The 21,827-nt window shown below is 29.1% G+C and carries 19 protein-coding genes, 1 pseudogene and 1 riboswitch; of the genes and pseudogenes, 13 read left to right on the top strand and 7 right to left on the bottom strand.

Annotated features, from left to right (window positions below):
• The first annotated feature begins 5 nt into the window (after positions 1 to 5).
• From I5Q57_RS08585 to I5Q57_RS08560, 6 genes are read left to right on the top strand one after another with little or no spacing between them, the layout of a single operon-like run.
• The gene (locus I5Q57_RS08585) at positions 6 to 530 is read left to right on the top strand and encodes a F0F1 ATP synthase subunit delta (RefSeq protein ID WP_215826132.1); all 525 of its coding nucleotides are present in this window, start codon (positions 6 to 8) and stop codon (positions 528 to 530) included.
• A 14-nt stretch (positions 531 to 544) separates the two neighbouring features.
• The gene (gene atpA, locus I5Q57_RS08580; protein ID WP_215826131.1) at positions 545 to 2,155 is read left to right on the top strand and encodes a F0F1 ATP synthase subunit alpha; all 1,611 of its coding nucleotides are present in this window, start codon (positions 545 to 547) and stop codon (positions 2,153 to 2,155) included.
• Positions 2,156 to 2,160: 5 nt separating this feature from the next.
• Positions 2,161 to 2,997, top strand: a complete 837-nt coding sequence (atpG, locus tag I5Q57_RS08575) for an ATP synthase F1 subunit gamma (RefSeq protein ID WP_215826130.1) — start codon at positions 2,161 to 2,163, stop codon at positions 2,995 to 2,997.
• Between the two features lie 14 nt (positions 2,998 to 3,011).
• On the top strand, positions 3,012 to 4,430 hold the full coding sequence (gene atpD, locus I5Q57_RS08570) for a F0F1 ATP synthase subunit beta (protein WP_215826129.1): 1,419 nt from the start codon (positions 3,012 to 3,014) through the stop codon (positions 4,428 to 4,430).
• A 4-nt stretch (positions 4,431 to 4,434) separates the two neighbouring features.
• Positions 4,435 to 4,752 (top strand): ATP synthase F1 subunit epsilon, encoded by a 318-nt coding sequence (gene atpC, locus I5Q57_RS08565; RefSeq protein ID WP_215826128.1) that lies wholly within the window; start codon positions 4,435 to 4,437, stop codon positions 4,750 to 4,752.
• 17 nt (positions 4,753 to 4,769) lie between these two features.
• Positions 4,770 to 4,991 carry a DUF1146 family protein gene (locus tag I5Q57_RS08560; protein ID WP_215826127.1) on the top strand — a complete coding sequence of 74 codons (222 nt, stop codon included), beginning with the start codon at positions 4,770 to 4,772 and terminating at the stop codon, positions 4,989 to 4,991.
• 160 nt (positions 4,992 to 5,151) lie between these two features.
• Here the strand turns inward: I5Q57_RS08560 and I5Q57_RS08555 are convergent, their stop codons facing one another.
• From I5Q57_RS08555 to I5Q57_RS08540, 4 genes and pseudogenes are all read right to left on the bottom strand, one after another.
• A complete protein-coding gene (locus I5Q57_RS08555) occupies positions 5,152 to 6,135 on the bottom strand; it encodes an IS1/IS1595 family N-terminal zinc-binding domain-containing protein (protein ID WP_215826126.1) in 984 nt (327 codons plus the stop codon).
• 119 nt (positions 6,136 to 6,254) lie between these two features.
• A pseudogene (locus I5Q57_RS08550) lies at positions 6,255 to 7,363 on the bottom strand (IS3 family transposase).
• A 157-nt stretch (positions 7,364 to 7,520) separates the two neighbouring features.
• Positions 7,521 to 8,084 carry a hypoxanthine phosphoribosyltransferase gene (gene hpt, locus I5Q57_RS08545; RefSeq protein ID WP_215826125.1) on the bottom strand — a complete coding sequence of 188 codons (564 nt, stop codon included), beginning with the start codon at positions 8,082 to 8,084 and terminating at the stop codon, positions 7,521 to 7,523.
• 197 nt (positions 8,085 to 8,281) lie between these two features.
• Positions 8,282 to 8,656, bottom strand: a complete 375-nt coding sequence (locus I5Q57_RS08540) for a YigZ family protein (protein ID WP_215826124.1) — start codon at positions 8,654 to 8,656, stop codon at positions 8,282 to 8,284.
• Between the two features lie 90 nt (positions 8,657 to 8,746).
• Here I5Q57_RS08540 and I5Q57_RS08535 point away from each other — a divergent pair, with 90 nt between their 5' ends.
• The 4 genes from I5Q57_RS08535 (at position 8,747) to uvrB (ending at position 15,461) form a co-directional block, all read left to right on the top strand.
• Complete coding sequence (locus I5Q57_RS08535; protein ID WP_215826123.1) at positions 8,747 to 9,715, top strand: phosphotransacetylase; 969 nt, start codon at positions 8,747 to 8,749, stop codon at positions 9,713 to 9,715.
• A gap of 22 nt (positions 9,716 to 9,737) precedes the next feature.
• Positions 9,738 to 10,961, top strand: coding sequence for an acetate kinase (locus I5Q57_RS08530; RefSeq protein ID WP_246534698.1), 1,224 nt, complete (start codon positions 9,738 to 9,740; stop codon positions 10,959 to 10,961).
• A gap of 127 nt (positions 10,962 to 11,088) precedes the next feature.
• Positions 11,089 to 13,476 (top strand): preprotein translocase subunit SecA, encoded by a 2,388-nt coding sequence (gene secA / locus I5Q57_RS08525; protein WP_215826122.1) that lies wholly within the window; start codon positions 11,089 to 11,091, stop codon positions 13,474 to 13,476.
• A gap of 20 nt (positions 13,477 to 13,496) precedes the next feature.
• Entirely contained in the window at positions 13,497 to 15,461 is a 1,965-nt protein-coding gene (gene uvrB / locus I5Q57_RS08520) for an excinuclease ABC subunit UvrB (RefSeq protein WP_215826121.1), read from the top strand.
• Positions 15,462 to 15,463: 2 nt separating this feature from the next.
• Here the strand turns inward: uvrB and coaE are convergent, their stop codons facing one another.
• On the bottom strand, positions 15,464 to 16,051 hold the full coding sequence (coaE, locus tag I5Q57_RS08515) for a dephospho-CoA kinase (protein ID WP_215826120.1): 588 nt from the start codon (positions 16,049 to 16,051) through the stop codon (positions 15,464 to 15,466).
• A gap of 120 nt (positions 16,052 to 16,171) precedes the next feature.
• Positions 16,172 to 16,261: riboswitch (TPP riboswitch) on the top strand.
• A 38-nt stretch (positions 16,262 to 16,299) separates the two neighbouring features.
• Here coaE and I5Q57_RS08510 point away from each other — a divergent pair.
• Complete coding sequence (locus I5Q57_RS08510; protein WP_215826119.1) at positions 16,300 to 17,196, top strand: energy-coupled thiamine transporter ThiT; 897 nt, start codon at positions 16,300 to 16,302, stop codon at positions 17,194 to 17,196.
• 31 nt (positions 17,197 to 17,227) lie between these two features.
• Positions 17,228 to 20,065 carry an excinuclease ABC subunit UvrA gene (gene uvrA / locus I5Q57_RS08505; RefSeq protein WP_215826118.1) on the top strand — a complete coding sequence of 946 codons (2,838 nt, stop codon included), beginning with the start codon at positions 17,228 to 17,230 and terminating at the stop codon, positions 20,063 to 20,065.
• 93 nt (positions 20,066 to 20,158) lie between these two features.
• Here the strand turns inward: uvrA and I5Q57_RS08500 are convergent, their stop codons facing one another.
• Both I5Q57_RS08500 and I5Q57_RS08495 read right to left on the bottom strand, forming a co-directional pair.
• A complete protein-coding gene (locus I5Q57_RS08500) occupies positions 20,159 to 20,545 on the bottom strand; it encodes a hypothetical protein (RefSeq protein ID WP_215826117.1) in 387 nt (128 codons plus the stop codon).
• 87 nt (positions 20,546 to 20,632) lie between these two features.
• Positions 20,633 to 20,953, bottom strand: a complete 321-nt coding sequence (locus tag I5Q57_RS08495; RefSeq protein ID WP_215826116.1) for a hypothetical protein — start codon at positions 20,951 to 20,953, stop codon at positions 20,633 to 20,635.
• Between the two features lie 117 nt (positions 20,954 to 21,070).
• On the opposite strand from I5Q57_RS08495, the gene pstB reads away from it, so the two are divergent.
• Positions 21,071 to 21,820, top strand: a complete 750-nt coding sequence (gene pstB / locus I5Q57_RS08490; RefSeq protein ID WP_246534747.1) for a phosphate ABC transporter ATP-binding protein PstB — start codon at positions 21,071 to 21,073, stop codon at positions 21,818 to 21,820.
• The last annotated feature ends 7 nt before the right edge of the window (positions 21,821 to 21,827 follow it).

The following is a 21,827-nucleotide window of genomic DNA, read 5'->3' as shown; positions in this document are numbered from 1 at the left end:
GTTTAATGACCCAAAATTGAGCATTAGCACTACTAAAGCTGGGACAGGAAGAAAAACAACTTGACATTATGTTAAGGCAATCAATTCATTTAATTAAATTATTTTTTGAATATCCACGAATTATTGATATTTTGTCAACACATAATTTAGAAAAACAAAAGCAAAAAAAGATTATTGATAAAATTTTTAAAGATAAAGCTAATGATATTTTTGTTAATTTTTTTAAATTATTAATTGATCGCAATAATTTTCGGCAAGTAAGATTAATTCTTAAAGTGTTTCGTAATCTGTGCAATGAAAGAGCAAATGTTTTTTATGGGATTGTTTTTTCAACGATAAAATTGCAAGAAGAAATTATTGATAAAATTGAGAAGAAAATTGGAAAAATTTTACAACAAAAAGTGGAATTAATTAATAAAATTGATCTTAGTTTAATTGCGGGTATAAAAGTAAAAGTTCAAGATCAAATTTTTGATGGTTCAATAAAAGGACGATTATTAGCAATGAAACGAGATATTGAAAATAAGTAAGGCAGGTGATATTGATGTCATTTAAGGTAAATGAAATTGCTGATGTAATTAAAAGTCAAATTAAACATTATGGTAAAAAGATGGAATTAAGTGAAGAAGGGAGTGTTATTAGCGTCGGTGATGGAATTGCTGTGCTTCATGGTTTAGATAAAGCGATGCTCGGTGAATTATTACTTTTTGATAATGATGTTTATGGAATGGTTTTAAACTTAGAAGAAGATGCTGTCGGTGTTGTTTTAATGGGTGATGATACTTATATTAAGGAAGGCGATGCTGTTAAACGCACGAAACAAGTTGTTGAAACTGTTGTTGGTGATGAGTTACTAGGAAGAGTTGTTAATGCCTTAGGACAACCGATTGATGGTAAAGGAGCGATTAAAAGTAAAAAGAAACGCCCTGTTGAAAGAATTGCCCCGGGGGTTATGAAGCGACAATCAGTTGATGAATCATTACAAACAGGTATTTTAGCAATTGATGCGATGATTCCTATTGGTAAAGGACAACGAGAATTAATTATTGGTGATCGCCAAACTGGTAAAACCGCCATTGCGATTGATACGATTTTGAATCAAAAAGGGAAAGATGTTAATTGTGTTTATGTTGCCATTGGTCAAAAATCTTCTACTGTTGCCCAAATTGTGGAACGATTAAAACAAACGGGAGCAATGAGTTATACGACAATTGTTGCTGCCGGGGCCAGTGAATTAGCACCATTACAATATTTAGCACCATATACGGGTGTTACTATTGCTGAGGAGTGAATGGAACAAGGGAAAGATGTTTTAATTGTTTATGATGATTTAAGTAAGCATGCGGTTGCATATCGGACAATAGCCTTGTTGTTACGAAGACCACCAGGACGAGAAGCATATCCGGGTGATGTTTTTTACTTGCATTCACGATTATTAGAACGAGCAGCAAGATTAAATAAAGATAATGGTAATGGTTCAATTACAGCGTTACCAATTATTGAAACGCAAGCTGGTGATATTTCAGCTTATATTCCGACAAATGTTATTTCTATTACGGATGGTCAAATTTTTTTAACTAGTCAATTATTTAATGCAGGGATTCGTCCCGCTGTTGACCTTGGACTTTCGGTTTCGCGAGTTGGTAGTGCTGCGCAAATTAAGGCCATTAAGCAGGTTGTGGGAACATTAAAGTTAGAATTAGCACAATATAATGAATTACAAGCTTTTGCCCAATTTGGTCCGGACTTAGATGAGATGACAAAAAGAGTTTTAGAACATGGACAACGAGCAATTGATATTTTAAAACAAACACAATATAGCCCATTATCACAAACTAATCAAGCAATTTTGTTATTAGCAATTAATTTACGAAGAATTCAATGGGTTCCTTTGAATAAGATTTTATTGTTTAAAGAAAATATTATTAATTATTTTAAAAAAAATAAAGAAGCTCATAAGATATATCAAGAATTAAAAAAGGTTAAAGCCTTTTCTAAAGAATTAAAAAGTAAAGTTGACACGGAAATTATTAAAGTAGTTTATCATTTAGTTAGTAAAATTGATAAATATGAAATTACTAGTTTTGGGACAAAAGAGCAATGAGAATTGTTATTGATTCAAGGTAAAATTAAAGTTAAAAAAGGTCGTCATTAATAGTTATGCCACAAGATTTTCGGATTAAAAATCGTATTCAAACAATTAATACGATTGGTAAAATTTCTCGTGCTTTACAATTAGTATCGACAGCAAAATTGAAAAAAGCTAGTAAAAGAATTCAAGAGATTAGACCTTATAGTGAAGAAATGTATGATGTTTTTCATCATATTATTAGTAATACTAATGATTCTATGTATTTACAAAAAGATGCTGGTTCCCATTTTCGAACAGTATGAATTATTATTAATTCTAATATTGGTCTTTGTGCTGGTTATAACTATAATATTCATAAATTAGTCATCCCAGAAATTAAAAAAAGTGATTTATTAATTGTAATTGGTGCGAAAGGGATTAGTTATTATCAAAATCGTGGTTATAATGTCATTAGTAGTTATTCTAATTTAGATTTAAATTTTGAATATCATCAAGCACAAGAAATTGGCTTTCAAGTTTTAAGTATGTTTAATAATAAAGAAATTGAACGGATTAAATTAGTTTATACAAAATTTATTAATAATATTTTGTTTCAACCAAGGACATTGCAAGTGTTACCGATTGCTAAAATTAATACTCAGCAAAATTCATTGTTTGAGTTTGAACCGGATGCCCAAACGGTATTAGAAACAACAATTTTATTATATTTAAATACTATTATTTATAGTGCCATTAGTGAATCGCAAGTATCGGAACAAGCATCAAGAAGGTTAGCAATGGAAAATGCTACTAATAATGCTAATGAGTTGAAAGATAATTTAACATTGCAATATAATCGTTCTCGTCAAGCTAAAATAACGCAAGAGATTGCGGAAATTATTGCTGCGGCTGATAGTACAAATTAGGAAAGGGGACAATTATGAAAAAAGTTGAAAAACAAAAGCATAATGAAGGTAAAGTTATTCAAATTTTAGGACCAGTTATTGATATTCGTTTTTCGCATAACAATTTACCTAATTTGTATAATGCTGTGGAAATTGATAATAATGGTGAAAAGTTAGTTGTTGAAGTAATGCAATCATTAGGCGATGATATTGTGAGAACAATTTCAATGGGGCCAACAGAAGGATTAACTAGAGGTTTAAAAGCGGTGGATACCGGAAAAGCAATTATGGTTCCCGTAGGAAAAGAAACTTTAGGAAGAATTTTTAATGTTTTAGGTGAACCGTTAGATGGCTCAATAATTCCCAAAGGAACAAGAAGAATGCCGATTCATCGTATTGCTCCGAGTTATGAAGAACAAAGCACAACAGCAGAAATTTTAGAGACGGGAATAAAAGTGATTGATTTGTTAGTTCCATATGCTCGTGGTGGTAAGATTGGTCTTTTTGGTGGAGCTGGTGTTGGTAAAACGGTTTTGGTGCAAGAATTAATTAATAACATTGCTAAAGAACATGGTGGAATTTCTGTTTTTGCTGGTGTTGGTGAACGAACTCGTGAAGGGAATGATTTATATTATGAAATGATTGAAGCTAATGTTATTAATAAAACGGCATTAGTTTTTGGGCAAATGAATGAACCTCCGGGCGCAAGAATGCGAGTGGCATTAACAGGATTAACAATGGCTGAGTATTTTCGTGATGAGCAAAATCAAGATGTGTTATTGTTTATTGATAATATTTTTCGTTTTACGCAGGCTGGAAGTGAAGTTTCGGCTTTATTAGGAAGAATGCCTTCAGCAGTAGGCTATCAGCCAACTTTAGCAACAGAAATGGGGGCTTTACAAGAAAGAATTACTTCAACAAAAAAAGGTTCAATTACATCGGTGCAAGCAATTTATGTTCCCGCTGATGATTTAACCGATCCGGCGCCAGCAACTACTTTTAGTCATTTAGATGCTAGAACGGTATTAGATCGTAGTATTGCGGCTTTAGGAATTTATCCAGCGATTGACCCTTTAAGTTCTTCTTCGCGGTTATTAGATCCAGAAGTTGTTGGACAAGAACATTATCAAGTTGCTAGAAAAGTGCAACAAATTTTACAAAGATTTAAAGAATTACAAGATATTATTGCAATTTTGGGAATGGAAGAATTATCAGATGAAGATAAATTGCTTGTTAATCGTGCTAGAAAGATTCGGAATTTTTTATCCCAGTCATTTTCGGTTGCTGAAAAATTTACGGGAATGAAAGGTAGTTATGTTCCAATAGCAGAAACGATTCAAGGTTTTAAAGAAATATTAGCTGGTAAACACGATAAATTACCAGAACAAGCGTTTTTGTTTGTTGGTAGCATTGAAGAGGCGAGCGCTAAGGCTAAAGAATTAGCAGAGGGTTAAAATAATGGCGATAAAACTAAAAATTATAACACCATTAGGAATTTTCTTTGATGATGATGTTGAAATTGTAACTGTTAAAACTACTGAAGGTTATATTGGAATTTTAGAACAACATACCCCTATTGTTGCTAATTTAGAAATAGCACAAATGTTTGTTAAACAACATAAAAAAACTTATAAGTTACTTATTTCTTCGGGAATATTATATTCAACAAAGAAAGAAGTTAAAATTTTAACTGATTATATTGAATATGATGATAAAGCGAAAGATCATTTATTACAGTTAGCAAAAGATCGGCATACTAAGATGACTAATTTTTAGCAGGAGGGAGTTTATTTGTGAATATGGCGTTATCAATTCATTTAATTAAAATTGCGATTTATTTAATTACTTTTTTGTTTTCTAGTTTGGGAACTAGTGCTGTGTTATGAAATAACATTTTGAATCCTAAAAAACCTCATGAGGCGTTGCTATTTTATTTTCTTGTTACCCTGGCGTTAACATATTTGGTAGGTAGTTTGTTTATTGCTTTTTTAGGGATTGAATTGTGAATAAAGTAATAATTTAATTAAAATACCTAACATTGTACAATGTTAGGTATTTTTGTTTAGAGAAATTATTTTTAATTTTGTCGAAAAATCTTGATAAAATAAAAAAAAATCATCAACTTGATAATTTTAAAAGGATTTTATGTAAAATTACTATTTTTACTTTAATTTTTTATACATTAAAATATAATACCGCTGTTTGTTGGTTTGGAGTTAAACCCTTATGTTGGTATTTTCATTTTCAGAGATTTAAATAATTTTGAATATTAGTAAAACCTAAACCATGATAATGAATTAAGGCTTCTTTAAGGCTAGATTGTAATTTACTGATTTTATTTAAGTTACGATAACTAGCTTCAGGATTAATTGTTGTTTTAGTTACACATAAAGTAGAATTTGTTTGTTTTGCTACTAAAAAATATAATTTTTGCATATCAGAAGTAATAATTGAATTTTGGTTAATTAATTCTTTGTTCATATTTTCAATAACTCATTGTTTTTGTAAACGTTTGGTGTTTGTGGATTTAACATAAATATTGTTGTTGTTATCAACAGCCATTTGAATACAGCATTTAGTATTAGTTGCGAATGGGTCAAGGTGAATTCTTCGTGGATCAGTTTTATGTTTGAAATTTCCTTTATGAATTTCTTTAATAAATGTTTCATCGATTTGGATTTTACCAGATAATTTTTTAAATTTTAATTGGGTATTTTCTAATTGTTTTGATTTCATTAATTTTTGACTATTATATCAAGAAGTTTTTAATGTAGTTTTAATAAAACGAGAAATTGTTTTACTAGATTGCCCCAGCAATGAAATTTGAATCAATAAATTTCATTGTTCATAATTTAAATGACTTCAATAAATAAAATAATTACGACAAGCATCAAAACTTGCACGGCAATTTTTACATAAATATTTTTGTTTTCCTTCTGAATTATGTCCATTTTTAACGCGATGGTAAGATTCACATTTAGGGCATTTAATACCATGTGCTCTAAATTTTTGATCAATTTCATTTAAACGTTTTTGTTTTTTTTTATTAATTCTGCTTGTTGTTTGACTTTTTCATAAAATTCTAAAAATTGATCATCTGTTAAAATATTTACTAGTTCTTGAATTATTTTTTCCATAATTATTATCCACCCCTATCATATTAAAAATATACCTAAAATTAAGTATATTCAATAAATATCAAGAGTTTTCTACAAAATTAAAAAATATTTTTGTTTTCCTTCTTAATTATGGTATGGCAACCCTTTTTTGGACACTTTTTATGTAGACTGTCATTTTCTAAACTCAACAGGCGTTAAATAATTTAAACTGCCATGTATTCTAAGATTATTGTATCAATTAACAAAATCAAATAATTCGTATTTTAATTATGTTAAATTTTCAAATTTTTTACCCTCAATAAATTCCGTTTTAAAGGTTTTGTAAGTTGTTTCAGCCACAGCATTGTCATAAGGACAACCCTTCGCACTCAATGATCTTTTAATATTAAAGGTTATTAAAATTTCATCAATGATTTTATTTTTGAACTCATTACCACGATCAGTATGAAATAAAGTTATTTTATTTAATGGTCGTGTTATTTTATGAAAAGCTTGTTGAACTAGTTCAGCGGTTTTGTTTGGTCTGGCACTATAGCCAATTATTTTTCGATTAAACAAGTCAATTAATAAACAAATATAATGTCATTTTCCTCCAACTTGCACATATGTTAAATAACTAACAACAACTTCATTAGGTTTTTTGTTATTAAATTGACGATTTAAAACATTACTAATTTGATCATTATTAACCATTGTTTTATGATTACGATATTTTAATTTGGTGTATTTAGAAACCAAATTATTTTTGATCATAAGTAATCTGATTTTTCGACGTGATAAGATAATATCTTTTCTCATTAAAACAGCTTTAATTTTACGAGCATCATAAATTTTACGACTTTTATTAAATGCACTGATAACTTCTTCTTCATAATTATTAAAATCATACTTAACACAATTATTAGTTTGATAAAAATATGTTGATTTTGCTATTTTTAATATTTGACACATTTTTAGCACGGAATATTTTTCTTTATTATTGTTAATAATTCCTATTTTTTGCCAATTATCAGCGCTACTTGCTTTAAAATGTCATTTTCCATTCGTAATTGTTGGTTTTCTTTTCGCAAGTAAATTAATTCATTTTCTTCAACAGTGTGATTATCTTGCACTTTAAATGACCCAAAATTATTAAAATTTTCAATTCACTGATATACGGCTGATTTTGAAATCCCGTATTCTTTAATAATTTCAACAACGCTTTTTCCGTTTTGATAAAGCATGACAATTTGTTTTTTAAATTCATTTGAATATGAGTTTTTCCCCATTTTTACCCCCTACTTTCTTAATAATTTTATTTTATTTGAAAGTCCACATAAATATGGTCCAACTTATTGTAACCTATCCACTCTATCATATTAAAAATATACCTAAAATTAAGTATATTCAATAAATATCAAGAGTTTTCTACAAAATTAAAAGAAATTATTGTTTTTCTAGGAGGGCTATTTTTTCCATATCAGCAATGGCAACATAAGGTAAGTTACGGAGTTTTTCTTGATAATCAAGACCATAACCAATAAGAAATTCTTGGGGGGCTTTAAAACCGGTTCAATCAGCGTTAAGTTCTACCTTTCTTCCTTTAGTTTTGTCTAGTAATGTTACCATTTTTACGGTTTTAGCTCCTTTTAGAAATAAATATTCTTTGATGGTTAGTAAACTGGCACCACTTTCAATGATATCTTCAATAATTAAAATATCACGATTAGTAATATCTTGGTTAATGTCCATAATAATTTGTGGTGTGCTACTAGCTTCGGTTCCGCCGCGGAAAGAAGCAATCGCCATAAAGTCAATTTCACATTCAATTGTTAAGTGACTAATAAATTCAGCTAAAAAGGGAATACATCCTTTAAGAATTCCTAAAAGAATAATTGTTGAGTCGTTAGCTTGATAGTATTTACTAATTTCTAATGCTAAAGCTTTAGTTCGTTCAATTATTTGTTGATGGGTAAATAAAATTTCTTTAACCGCAGGATGTTTTTCCATTAATAAGCTCCTTATTTTTTAGGTATGCTAATATTTTACCGTTTTTTTGTTTATTTTAGTAGTTTTTTTAATCATTTTTTAATTTTCTTTTTTGAATAATTGTTTGTTTAACAAATTTTGTATTGGTAGGTAATAGGTGTTGTCAAGTATTTTTATTACTAGTAAAAGTAATCATAATTAGTTCAATATATAATTGTTTAATAATATTGCCTTGATATTTCTTTAATAATTTTATTAATTAGTTTTTGGTGTTTGTATGGGAAAGAAATTGTATATTCATAAATTATTTCTAGGGCATATAGTTTAAGGTTTAAAAATAATTTTTGTAATCCAAATTTATAGGCGTGAACTAATCGTGATTTTCCTAAAAGGATTTTTCCAAAATAGCGAATGTTTAAAACAACGATATTGGTAATATAGCAATAACGATTGCGTGTCGCTTTAGGGTCTAAATATTGATTAATGAATTGTTGGGCGTCTTTTTTGGTGGCAACATATTTAATAAGACAAATAAAACGCGAATTTTTAATTGTATATTCAATTTTGTGAAGGGCATCATCAATAACTTTCATTGTTTTTCACCGTTATTTCGTTTTAATTTTTATTTTGTTTAGTGTTATGATAGCATTAATGGTGGAAAATACATATAGAGGAGACTAGAGATGTTACAAGAATTATTAGAAAAAGCGAAAATCGAATTACAATCATTGGATAATAAACGCCGGTTAATTTTTTCTGAGGGTACCAATTCAAAAATTCAAGAAGTAGCACTCAAATTAAAAAGTGATAATTATATTGAACCAATTTTATGTTTTGAAAATAAGATAGATATTCCTAAAAGTTTGTTAGGAGCAGGTATTAAAACGATTGCGATTGATGATAGTTTAACTGATGAATTAGCCCAACAGTTGTTTACAATGCGTAAAAATAAAATTACTTTAGAAAAAGCTCACGAATTAGTTCAAGAAACTAACTATTTTGCAACAATGCAATTAAAGAATAATAATGCTGATTGTTTGTTAGGGGGGATTGAGTATGCAACAAAAAATATTTTAGTCCCTGCATTACAAATTATTAAAACAACAAAAGATGTAGCCATTGCATCAAGTGCTAATTTACTAGTTAAAGATAATCAACGGTATGTATTTACTGATATTTCTTTAAATATTGACCCTACTACTGAACAATTAGTAAGTATTACAAAATCAGCAATTAATTTAGCTCATAAATTGGGCATAACATCGCCACAAGTAGCAATGTTATCTTTTTCTACTGCTAATAGCGCTACTAGTGATTCGGTTATTAAAGTTCAAGAAGCAACAAAGATATTACAAAAAGAAAATTTAGATGCTTTAATTGAGGGTGAGATGCAGTTTGATAGTGCTTTGTTAGAAGAAGTACGAATGAAAAAAATGCCTTATTCAAAGATGAAAGGTAGTGCGGATATTTTTGTATTTCCTAATTTAGATGCTGGTAATATTGGTTATAAAATTGCTGAACGATTAGGGCAATATCATGCTGTTGGACCAATGATTTTAGGTTTAAATCAAGTTGTTAGTGATTTATCACGCGGGTCAACAGTGAAAGATATTTATTTGACAGCGATTTTAACAGCTTGAAGATCAATTTAAAATATTAATGAAGGGAAATAAAATGATGCTATCTAATTTAAAGAAAAAAATTTTAGTTATTAATGCTGGTTCAAGTTCAATTAAGTTTCAGTTATATGAAATAACAACAAATAAAGAATTTAATACAATTTGTAAGGGGTTAGCAGAAAGAATTTTTGTTGATGGTAAAACGACGATTAAATATAATAATAATGAATTTGTTAGCGATACCCCGTTATCAAATCATAATGTGGCCGCAGAAGTTATTTTAGAACTTTTAAAATCACAAAATGTGATTCAAAATTTTAATGAAATTATTGCTGTGGGGCATCGCATTGTTCATGGCGGTGAAAAAATCAAAGAAAGTGCCCTTGTTAATGATGACATTACAAAGATAATTGCTGAAAATATTAAGTTGGCACCGTTACATAATTCTGCGGGGTTAAGTGCTTTAAAAGCATTTCAAGCGGTTGCTAACTGTCCGCATATTGCTGTTTTTGATACAACATTTCATACCACAATGCCAAAAATAAACTATATTTATCCCGTACCATATAATTGATATACTGATTATAATGTTCGAAGATATGGATTTCACGGTATTAGTTATCATTATATTATTAATAAACTAAGTTTGATTATTAATAAACCTGTTAGTAATATTAATGCGATTGTTTGTCATTTAGGAAATGGCGCTAGTATTTGTGCAATTAAAAATGGGAAATCATATAATACATCAATGGGATTTACACCCTTAGCAGGTTTAATGATGGGTTCTCGTAGTGGTGATATTGATTCAGCGATTCATCAATATATTGCTGAACAATTAAATTTAGATATTGTTGGTGTTGTTAATAAACTAAATAATGAATCTGGTTTATTGGGAGTTAGTCAAATTTCTTCTGATACGAGAGAAGTTAGTCAGGCTGCTAAGGATGGTAATAGTCAAGCACAATTTACCTTGGAATTATATGCTAAAAGAGTTGTTGATTATATTAGTCAGTATCAAAATGATTTGGATAATAAGGTTGATGCGATTGTTTTTACGGCTGGTGTTGGTGAAAATAGTGCTTTAATTCGAGAAATGATTATTAAAAATATTAAAACTATGGCGTTAGATTATAATCGTGGTAAGAATAACCAATCATATGATGATTATTTACAAATATCTAATGATTTGAGTTCGGTGGCGATTTATGCGATTCGAACTAATGAGGAATTAATGATTTGTGAAGAGACATATCGGTTATTAAATAATATTAATTAAATTAACATATTTTATAAAAAACTGAAATTAATCAATTTTTTTGTTTATTAAAGATTTTATTAGTATTTTAAAGTATGATAAAATTAATAATGTTATATGCGAGAAATTAGAAACTGGAGCGATATATATGAAGTTTTTTAATAAATATAAAAGTGTTTTAAAAAGCATTAGAGCTGATGTTCAAGAAATTTTAAATCTAGATTTAGAAATGCAAGAATTATCCGCTGATAGTTTAAAAAATAAAACTAATGAATTTAAAAAGCGATTGGAAGCGGGTGCCACTATAGATGATATTTTAATTGAAGCTTTTGCTGTGGCGCGCGAAGCAACGAGAAGAGTTTCGGGATTATATGCTTTTGCTGTTCAGTTAGAAGGTGGTATTGTTTTACATAATGGCGATGTTGCGGAAATGCGAACCGGGGAAGGAAAAACTTTAACAGCGATTATGCCAATGTATTTGAATGCTTTACTTGGTAATGGCGTTCATATTGTTACTGTTAATGAATATTTAGCACAGCGTGATGCTGAAATTAATGGAGCGGTGTTAGGATTTTTGGGTTTAACAGTTGGTGTTAATTTAAGAGATTTAAGTAATGATCAAAAGCGAAAAGCTTATTTGTGTGATGTTACATATACTACTAACTCGGAATTAGGATTTGATTATTTAAGAGATAATATGGTGCATACTTATGGTGAAAAAGTCCAACGCGGGTTGAATTTTGCAATTGTTGATGAGGCGGATTCAGTTTTAATTGATGAATCAAGAACACCGTTGATTATTTCTGGTGGTTCTAAAAGTCGTGAACCTTTATATGAAAATGCTGACCGGTTTGCTAAGAGTTTGGATAAAAAGGCAGATATTAAAATTGATTTAGAAACTAAGCAGGTGGCTCTGACAATATCTGGTGTTAAAAAGGCAGAAAAACATTTTGGTGTTAAAAAATTGTTTAGTTTGGAGCAATCAGAATTATTCCATCATATTTTAAATGCTTTAAAAGCTGTTCATGTTTTTACGAATGGGATTGAATATGTTACTCAAAATGATGAAATAATTTTAGTTGATCAATTTACGGGGCGGTTAATGCCAGGAAGAGCTTATAGTGATGGTTTACAACAAGCATTACAAGCTAAAGAAGCAGTTACTATTGAACATGAAACAACGACGCTTGCAACGATTACTTATCAAAATTTCTTTCGCTTATATAATAAATTGAGCGGGATGACAGGAACAGCAAAAACAGAAGAAGAAGAGTTTATTAAGATTTATAATATGCGAGTAATGGAAATTCCTACTAATCTTCCGATTGTGAGAAAAGATGATACGGATTTAGTTTTTGCATCACAAAGTTCTAAATATAAGGCTTTACTTAAAGAAGTTAAAGAACGACATACCAAAGGGCAACCAATATTAATTGGAACAGCATCAATTACAACATCTGAGGAAGTATCAAACATTTTAAAAGAAGCTAAAATAGCTCATAATGTTTTGAATGCGCGAAATCATGTTCAAGAAGCAGAAATTATTGCTGGTGCGGGACAAATTGGGGCTGTTACAATCGCTACCAATATGGCCGGAAGAGGTACTGATATTAAATTAGGTGATGGCGTTATTGCCTTACGTGGTTTGGCTGTTTTAGGTACGGAACGAAATGAAACGAGAAGAATTGATAATCAGTTACGAGGTAGATCGGGGCGTCAAGGAGACCCGGGTTATTCACGATTTTATCTTTCAGTAGAGGATGAATTAATGCTTCGTTTTGGTAGTAAAAAATTACAAGGATTATTTAGTTGTTTAGGCGATGACCATATTCAATCAAAATTGTTATCACGAAGTATTACTAATGCTCAGAAAAAAGTTGAAGGATTAAACTTTGATACTAGAAAGAATTTGTTGGATTATGATAATATTTTAGCTCAGCAAAGAGAAGTAATGTATGAACAACGCGATGCAATTTTACAAACTAAGGTTTATGCTCCATTAGTTGAAAGAATGATTTTTACTGTTAGTGGTGATTTATTGGATATTTTTACAAAAGAGATTAATAAAGAAATTATGATTGATTTTGTTAGTTTAGTAAAAAGTTTAGAAACAAAGTTAATTAATAGTAATCATGAATTAGATGCTAAAGAATTACGATCAATGACACGGCATGATACTGTTTTAACAATTGGTCGGGTAATTTTTAATCACTATGAGAAAACTATTGAAAATATTCCAGAAGCGATGTTATGAAAAATTGAAAATCAAATTATTTTACAAGCTTTTGATCATCATTGGACAGAACATATTGATGGTTCTAGTAAATTAAGAACAGGAATTTATTTACGAGGCTATGGACAGTCAAATCCATTACATGCATATATTGATGAATCAGCTCAATTATTTAATCGGATGCGAATTAATATTGCTCATCAAGTAGTTATTAGTTTGTGTAGTTTAGAAATTGGTTCTGATATTGATGATGGTATATCCGAGGAGGTAATGGAGGCTATTGAGAGGACGAAGGCAAAGTAAGGTGGTTAGGAAAAATTTTTATGTTTAAATTAGTTGCTGATTTTAAGCCAGCAGGTGATCAACCAAAAGCAATTGCGAGTTTAATCCAAGGAATAAAAGAAAATCAACAATTTCAAGTATTATTAGGAGCGACGGGTACAGGAAAAACTTATACGATTGCTAATGTTATTGCTAAAATTAATAAACCAACTTTAATTTTGTCACATAATAAAACCTTGGCAATGCAATTATATGGTGAATTAAAAGGCATGTTTCCTGAAAATCTGGTAGAATATTTTGTTTCTAACTTTGATTTTTATCAACCAGAAGCATATATGCCAAAAACAGATACATATATTGATAAGACAGCAAAATCTAATAGTGATATTGAGATGATGCGGTTAAGTGCGATGAATGCTTTAGTTACTAGAAAGGATGTTATTGTTGTAGCATCAGTTGCTGCGATTTATGGTGCACAAGATCCTGACGAATATAAAAAATCTTTTTTTAAAATTCGTAATGGTCAAAAAGTTGAAAGAAAAGCATTATTATATTTTCTTGTTAATTCTGGTTACACTCGTAATGATTTAGAAATTCGTCCAGGAATGTTTACGGCGAAAGGTGATGTTATTAAATTAGCACCGAGTTGAACGGATGAATTTTATTTACGCATTGATTTATTTGATGATGATATTAATGAAATTGCTAAGATTGATGTTTTAACTGGTAAAGTAATTGAAAGATATCAATCTTTTACAATTTTTCCTGCTCAGGACTATATTACTTCTAAAGAAAGATTAGCAAAGGCAATTACTAGAATTGAAGCAGAATTAATAAAATATTTAGAAGTTTTAAAGGCTAATAATCAATTATTAGAGTATCAAAGGATTGAGCAAAGAACTAATCATGATTTAGAAGCATTGCAAGAGTTTGGTATTTGTAGTGGTATTGAAAACTATTCACGACATTTAGATTTAAGAGATAAAGATGTACCACCATATACTTTAATTGATTATTTTGGTGATGATTTTGTAACTATTATTGATGAATCCCATATTTATTTACCACAAGTTAGAGGAATGTTTAATACTGATCAGAGTAGAAAACAAACATTAGTTAATTATGGTTTTCGCTTACCGAGTGCCTTAGATAATCGGCCATTAAATTTTACAGAATTTATGAATAAATTAAAAACGGTGATATATACATCAGCAACTCCGGGCGATTTTGAATTAAATCAAGTTAATTATCAAGTGACGGAACAAATTATTCGGCCGACAGGTTTAGTGGATCCAACGATTGTTGTTAAACCAACGATTAATCAGATTGATGATATTGTTGAAAATATTTTAATGCGAAAAGAAAATTGTGAAAGAGTATTAATTACTACTTTAACAATTCGACAAGCTGAAGATTTAACTAGTTATTTGCAGGAACGAAATATTCAAGTAGCATACTTACATAGTGAATTAAAAACTCTGGATCGTTCAAAGATTTTGTTAGAACTAAGAAAAGGGGTTTATGATGCTGTGGTGGGAATTAATTTATTACGCGAAGGATTAGATATTCCTGAGGTGTCGTTAATTTGTATTTTAGAAGCTAATAAGCAAGGATTTTTACGCGATGCGCGGTCATTAATTCAAACTATTGGTCGGACAGCAAGAAATGTTAATGGTAATGTTATTATGTATGCTGATACAATATCGGATGCGATGCAAAAGGCGATGGTTGAAACACTACGCCGAAGAAATGTGCAAATTGCTTATAATAAAGAACATAATATTATTCCTCAAACAATAAAGAAAAAGATTGATGATTCGTTATTTGCTAATAAATTATTGCAAGAATTTAATATTGTTAATAAAAGAAAGTCTAAAGATTATGTCGCAACAAAAACGCAAATCATTAATGATTTGCGAAAGGAAATGTTAGTGGCAGCAAAAGATTTACAGTTTGAACGAGCAGCACAGTTACGAGATTTAATTTTGGAATTGGAAACCGAATAAGATTAAATATTTCATTGTTCTTTTTCAAAGATTTCATCAATTTGACGATAAAGTTTTTTTGTGGAGTCATTATTGATGATTTGATAATCAATAACATCTTTATAAGTTTCGTAATCATCTTGTTGTTGACTAATCTTCATAATTTCTTCAACAGTGAGGTTATCGCGTTCAATAATTCGTTTAACGCGGGTTTCTCAATCGCTATTAACAAAAATAATTTTATTAACGAGTTTGTTTCATTTGGCTTGTAAGATGACTGCGGCTTCAACAATAATTAGGGTTTTATCATTATGATTTTTAATTTGTTGTTGAAGACTTTTTTTTAGTAATGGTCACATAATGTTATTAAGTTTTAGGCGTTCTTTGGGGTCATTAAAAATTATTGCTCGGAGTTTTTTAGTGTCTAATTCATTATCAGTAAACGCAACACTTCCAAAGCGTTTTTTGATAGTTTTTATTACTTTGGGAAGGGTTCTTATTTCTTGGCTTAGAATGTCCATATCAATACAATAGGCACTTTTTTTTTGCAAATATTTACTAACAATACTTTTTCCGCTACCCATTTTTCCTGTGATGGCAATAATTAGCATTTTGTTCCCCTTAGTTTAATTTTTAACTTTACAATTTACATTATAATTGATTTTATGGAAATATAATAGTACTTTATATTTTATCGTAAATTCACTATAATATATATGGATATATCAATTGATATAAGACAGAGGCGGCATTTTGCCTGAGAGATACTCTTGGAACTTGAACTAGATAATACTAGCGGGAGAAGTCTTGTATATTTCAAAATATATTAGATTTCTTACTATCATTAAGGAGGCTAGAAATGGTGCAAGAAGTAAATAAGACTAATCAAATTTATCGTTGAATTTTAATGTTAATTAATGGAATTTTTTGTTTCTTAATTGTTGGAGTAATAATGTGGATAGGTTACAATAAGTTCGGAAGAAAAATTTTTAAGGCTTTTTCTTCTAATGTTAAGAATACACAATTAATTAATAATAAAATTGTCTTATTTATTAAAATTGCAGTTATTGTGATTTTATTATTATTTTTAGTTGCTAGTTTAATATTAATTTGGTTATTAAGTTGGCAAAAAATAATAAAATCTAATGTTGATTTTAAAGTGATTAAAAAACAATGCTTTAAAATTTATCATTGAAAAACATTTGATTTAGTATTAATCGCTTTTTTTGTTAGTTTATCATTAATTTTAGATTATCTGATGATATTTTTCCCTAAATTACCAATGGGGGGCAGTATTGGTTTAAAATATTGACCCGTATTTTTAATTGCTTTCGTTGTTAGTTTTTGACACGGAATTGTAACCGGTGGTATTAGTGCTTTAATTTCATTAATTATTATTCCCCAAGGATCAATTATTAATCCTTGACAATATTTACTAGATTATTTTATTCCTATGAATATGCCTTCTTTAATAGGAATAGTGAATATTAATTTTAAAAAGCGGTTTAATGCTAACATTAAAATTTCCTTTATAATAACAGTTATTTGTATTATTATATATATGTGCAATGTATTATCGGGGGTATTATATTTTGGTAATTATGCGTGAGATGGTTTTACTGTTTGAGGTTATGCATTAATATATAATTTAATTTATGTTTTTGTTTTTGTGTATCCTTTAATGATATTATCATTGCCATTATTATTTAGATTATTAATGCCGTGAAAAGAAAAATATAATGATCAAATTAATTAGCAAATGCTAATTAAATATTGGAGGTGATTTGATGGATGATGCAACAAAATATATTATTGTTAAAGGAGCTAGAGAACATAATTTAAAAAATGTTGATTTAACAATTCCTAAAAATAAATTAATTGTTTTTACTGGCGTTTCTGGTAGTGGAAAGTCATCATTAGCCTTTAATACGATTTATGCTGAAGGACAAAGAAGATATATGGAGTCATTGTCGGCGTATGCCCGACAATTTTTAGGTAATAGTGAAAAACCTGATGTTGATTCTATTGAAGGATTATCACCAGCAATTTCTATTGATCAAAAAACTACTAGTAATAATCCTCGCAGTACTGTGGGAACGGTGACGGAAATATATGATTATTTACGATTATTATATGCTCGTGTGGGACTACCGTATTGTATTAATGGTCATGGTTTAATTAAAGCAATGACAATTAAGGAAATGATTAAACGATTAAAACAAGTAACAACGGAAGAACGCATTGAAATTTTGTCGCCAGTAGTTATTGATAAAAAAGGGGCGCATTATGAGTTGTTTTTAACTTTGCGACATGAAGGATTTTTACGGGTTAAGGTTAATGACCACACTTATTCGTTAGATGATGATATTCAATTAGATAAAAATAAACGGCATAATATTGATATTGTTGTTGATCGCATTAAATTAAGTGATGACGATAATGTTTGATCTAATATTCATGATAGTTTAGAAAAATCATTAAAATATAGTAAAGGATTAGCAAAAGTTATTCTTTTTAATAGTAAAGAACAATTATTATTTTCGCAAAATCATGCGTGTAATCATTGTAGTTTTACAATTCCGGAGTTAGAACCCCGTTTATTTTCCTTTAATGCGCCTATGGGAGCTTGTTCTGAATGTAAAGGTATTGGGATTCGCTTGGAAGTTGATGAAGATTTATTATTTCCTAATCGTAATCTTTCAATTAATCAAGGTGGGATTGAATTTTATAAAAATTTTATTGGTGGTGATACTTTAGAATGACAGAAATTAAAAATTATTTGTAAAGAATATGGTATTGACTTAGATCAACCGATTAAAAATCTTAGTGATGAACAAATTAATTATTTAATGTATGGTAGTGATGAACAATTAAATTATACTTTAGTATCTAATAGTAATAATACTTATAAAAGTTATGACTATATTGAAGGTGTTGCCAGTATTATTGAACGACGCTTTGTTGAAACTGTTAATGAAATGCGTCGTGAATATTATCGGAAATTTATGAGTGATAAAACTTGTTGGTCTTGTAAAGGGGCACGATTAAATCTTAAAGCATTATGTGTTAAAGTAGGAACGATAAATATTAATGAATTTACTAATTTAGATATTGATGAAAGTTTAGATTATATTCTTAGTTTGAAACTATCAGAACAACAACAAGAAATTGCTAAGTTAGTTATTAATGAATTAGTTAATCGTTTAAGTTTTTTAAATGATGTTGGTTTAAGATATTTAAATTTATCAAGAGCAGCTCAATCATTATCTGGCGGCGAAGCGCAACGAATTCGTTTAGCAACGCAAATTGGTTCAAAATTGACAGGAGTATTATATGTATTAGATGAACCTTCAATTGGTTTACATCAAAAAGATAATAACCGCTTAATTAAGACTTTAAAATCGTTACGAGATTTAGGAAATACCGTTATTGTTGTTGAACATGATGAAGATATGATGTATCAAGCTGATTGCCTTGTTGATATTGGACCTAAAGCTGGTAAGTTTGGTGGTGAAATTATTGCTGTGGGAACAATGGCTGATATTATCGCTAATGAAAGGTCAATTACAGGGAGATATTTATCACATCAAGAAACGATTACAATTCCAAAAAAGCGCCGAAGTGGCAATGGTAAGAAAATTACTATTATTGGAGCAAGAGAAAATAATTTAAAAAATATTGATGTTACTATTCCTTTAGGAAAACTTATTGTTGTTACAGGGGTTTCTGGCAGTGGAAAATCAACTTTAGTAAATGAAGTTTTATATAAAAATCTGTTACGAAATTTAGGACAAAAGGTTAATCGCCCGGGTAAACATCAAAATATTAAGGGAATGGATAATATTGATAAAGTTGTTAATATTTCGCAAGAACCGATTGGAAGGACACCGCATAGTAATCCAGCAACTTATACTTCAGTTTTTGATGATATTCGTGATTTATTTGCTGCGGCGCCATTAGCTAAAACTCAAGGTTATCTTAAAGGAAGGTTTTCTTTTAATGTTCGTGGTGGCAGATGTGAACGCTGTCAGGGAGCAGGAATTATTAAAATTGCGATGCATTTTTTACCAGATGTTTTTGTTACTTGTGAAATATGTGAAGGAATGCGGTATAATGATGAAACTTTACAAGTTAAATATAAAGGGAAAAATATTTATGATGTTTTAAATATGTCAGTTATTGAAGCGCAAGTGTTTTTTGCAAATATTCCAAAAATTAATGTTAAATTGCAAACCTTACTTGATGTTGGTATGGGATATATTAAGTTAGAACAACCAACAACTCAATTATCTGGTGGGGAAGCGCAAAGAGTTAAATTAGCGACTTACTTACAAAAAAGAGCAACTGGAAAAACACTATTTATTTTAGATGAACCAACAACAGGATTACATATTGATGATGTTAAAAGATTATTATCAGTTCTTAATCGTATTGTTAATAATGGTGACACCGTTCTTGTTATTGAACATAATTTAGATGTTATTAAGTTAGGTGATTACATTATTGACTTAGGACCTAACGGTGGGAAGTATGGTGGGGAAGTAATTGTTACAGGAACACCAGAGCAAGTAATTAATAGTAATAAAAATTCATATACGGCTGAATATTTAAGAAAAGTTTTTTAATTTTGTAGAAAACTCTTGATAAAATAAAAAAAATCATCAACTTGATAATTTTAAAAGGCTTTTATGTAAAATTACTATTTTTACTTTAATTTTTTATACATTAAAATATAATACCGCTGTTTGTTGGTTTGGAGTTAAACCCTTATGTTGGTATTTTCATTTTCAGAGATTTAAATAATTTTGAATATTAGTAAAACCTAAACCATGATAATGAATTAAGGCTTCTTTAAGGCTAGATTGTAATTTACTGATTTTATTTAAGTTACGATAACTAGCTTCAGGATTAATTGTTGTTTTAGTTACACATAAAGTAGAATTTGTTTGTTTTGCTACTAAAAAATATAATTTTTGCATATCAGAAGTAATAATTGAATTTTGGTTAATTAATTCTTTGTTCATATTTTCAATAACTCATTGTTTTTGTAAACGTTTGGTGTTTGTGGATTTAACATAAATATTGTTATTATTATCAACCGCCATTTGAATACAGCATTTAGTATTAGTTGCGAATGGGTCAAGGTAAATTCTTCGTGAATCAGTTTTATTTTTGAAATTTACGTTATGAATTTATATAATAAATGTTTCATCAATTTGGATTTCACCAGATAATTTTTTAAATTTTAATTGGGTATTTTCTAATTGTTTTGATTTCATTAATTTTTGACGATTATATCAAGCAGTTTTTAATGTAGTTTTAATAAAACGAGAAATTGTTTTACTAGATTGCCCCAACAATGAAATTTGAATCAATAAATTTCATTGTTCATAATTTAAATGACTTCAATAAATAAAATGATTACGAAAAGCGTTAAAACTTGCACGGTAATTTTTACATAAACATTTTTGTTTTCCTTCTGAATTATGGTATGGTAACCCTTTTTTGGACAATTTTTATGTAGACTGTCATTTTATAAATTCAACAGGCGTTAAATAATTTGGGTTGCCATACCACAAAAACATTCTTGCGATAAGGTTAAAGTTAAAATTGTTGATAAGAAATATAGTATTGCTATTTCTGATTTTAATTTTTATTATAATTTTGGTAAGAAACAAGCACTATTTAATATTAATTTGAATATTAAAAGAAATAAGATTATGGCCCTTATTGGTCCTTCGGGTTGTGGTAAATTAACATTATTGCGGTCAATTAATCAGATGAATGATTTAATTGAAGGAACTAAAATTACGGGAGAAATTATTTATCAACAAAAAAATATTTATGATAATAAACAAGATATTATTGCTTTAAGAACTACGATAGGTATGGTTTTTCAAAAACCTAATCCTTTTCCAAAATCAATTTATGATAATGTTGCTTATGGACCAAGAAGGTTAGGGATTAGAAATCGAAAAAAATTAGATGAAATAATTGAAGATTCATTAAAAAAAGCGGCATTATGAGATGAAGTTAAAAATGATTTAAAAAGTCCAGCTTTAAGTTTAAGCGGTGGTCAACAACAACGATTATGTATTGCTCGATCAATTGCTATTAAACCAGAAGTGCTATTAATGGATGAACCAACTTCAGCATTAGATCCGATTGCTACTGGTAAAATTGAGGAGTTAATATTGCAATTAAAAAAAGATTTTACAATTATTATTGTGACCCATTCAATGCAACAAGCAGCAAGAATTTCTGATCAAACAACATTTTTTTTAATTGGTAAAATTGTTGAAGTGGCAAGAACAAGAAAATTATTTTTATCACCACAACAAAAGAAAACTGAAGATTATATTGCAGGACGGTTTGGGTAATGATTTA

It is taken from the genome of Spiroplasma endosymbiont of 'Nebria riversi', from assembly GCF_018831625.1.
GTDB lineage: Bacteria > Bacillota_I > Bacilli_A > Mycoplasmatales > Nriv7 > Nriv7.
Note: the sequence above shows the minus strand (reverse complement) of the source record. Positions and strands in the feature narration are given on the sequence as shown.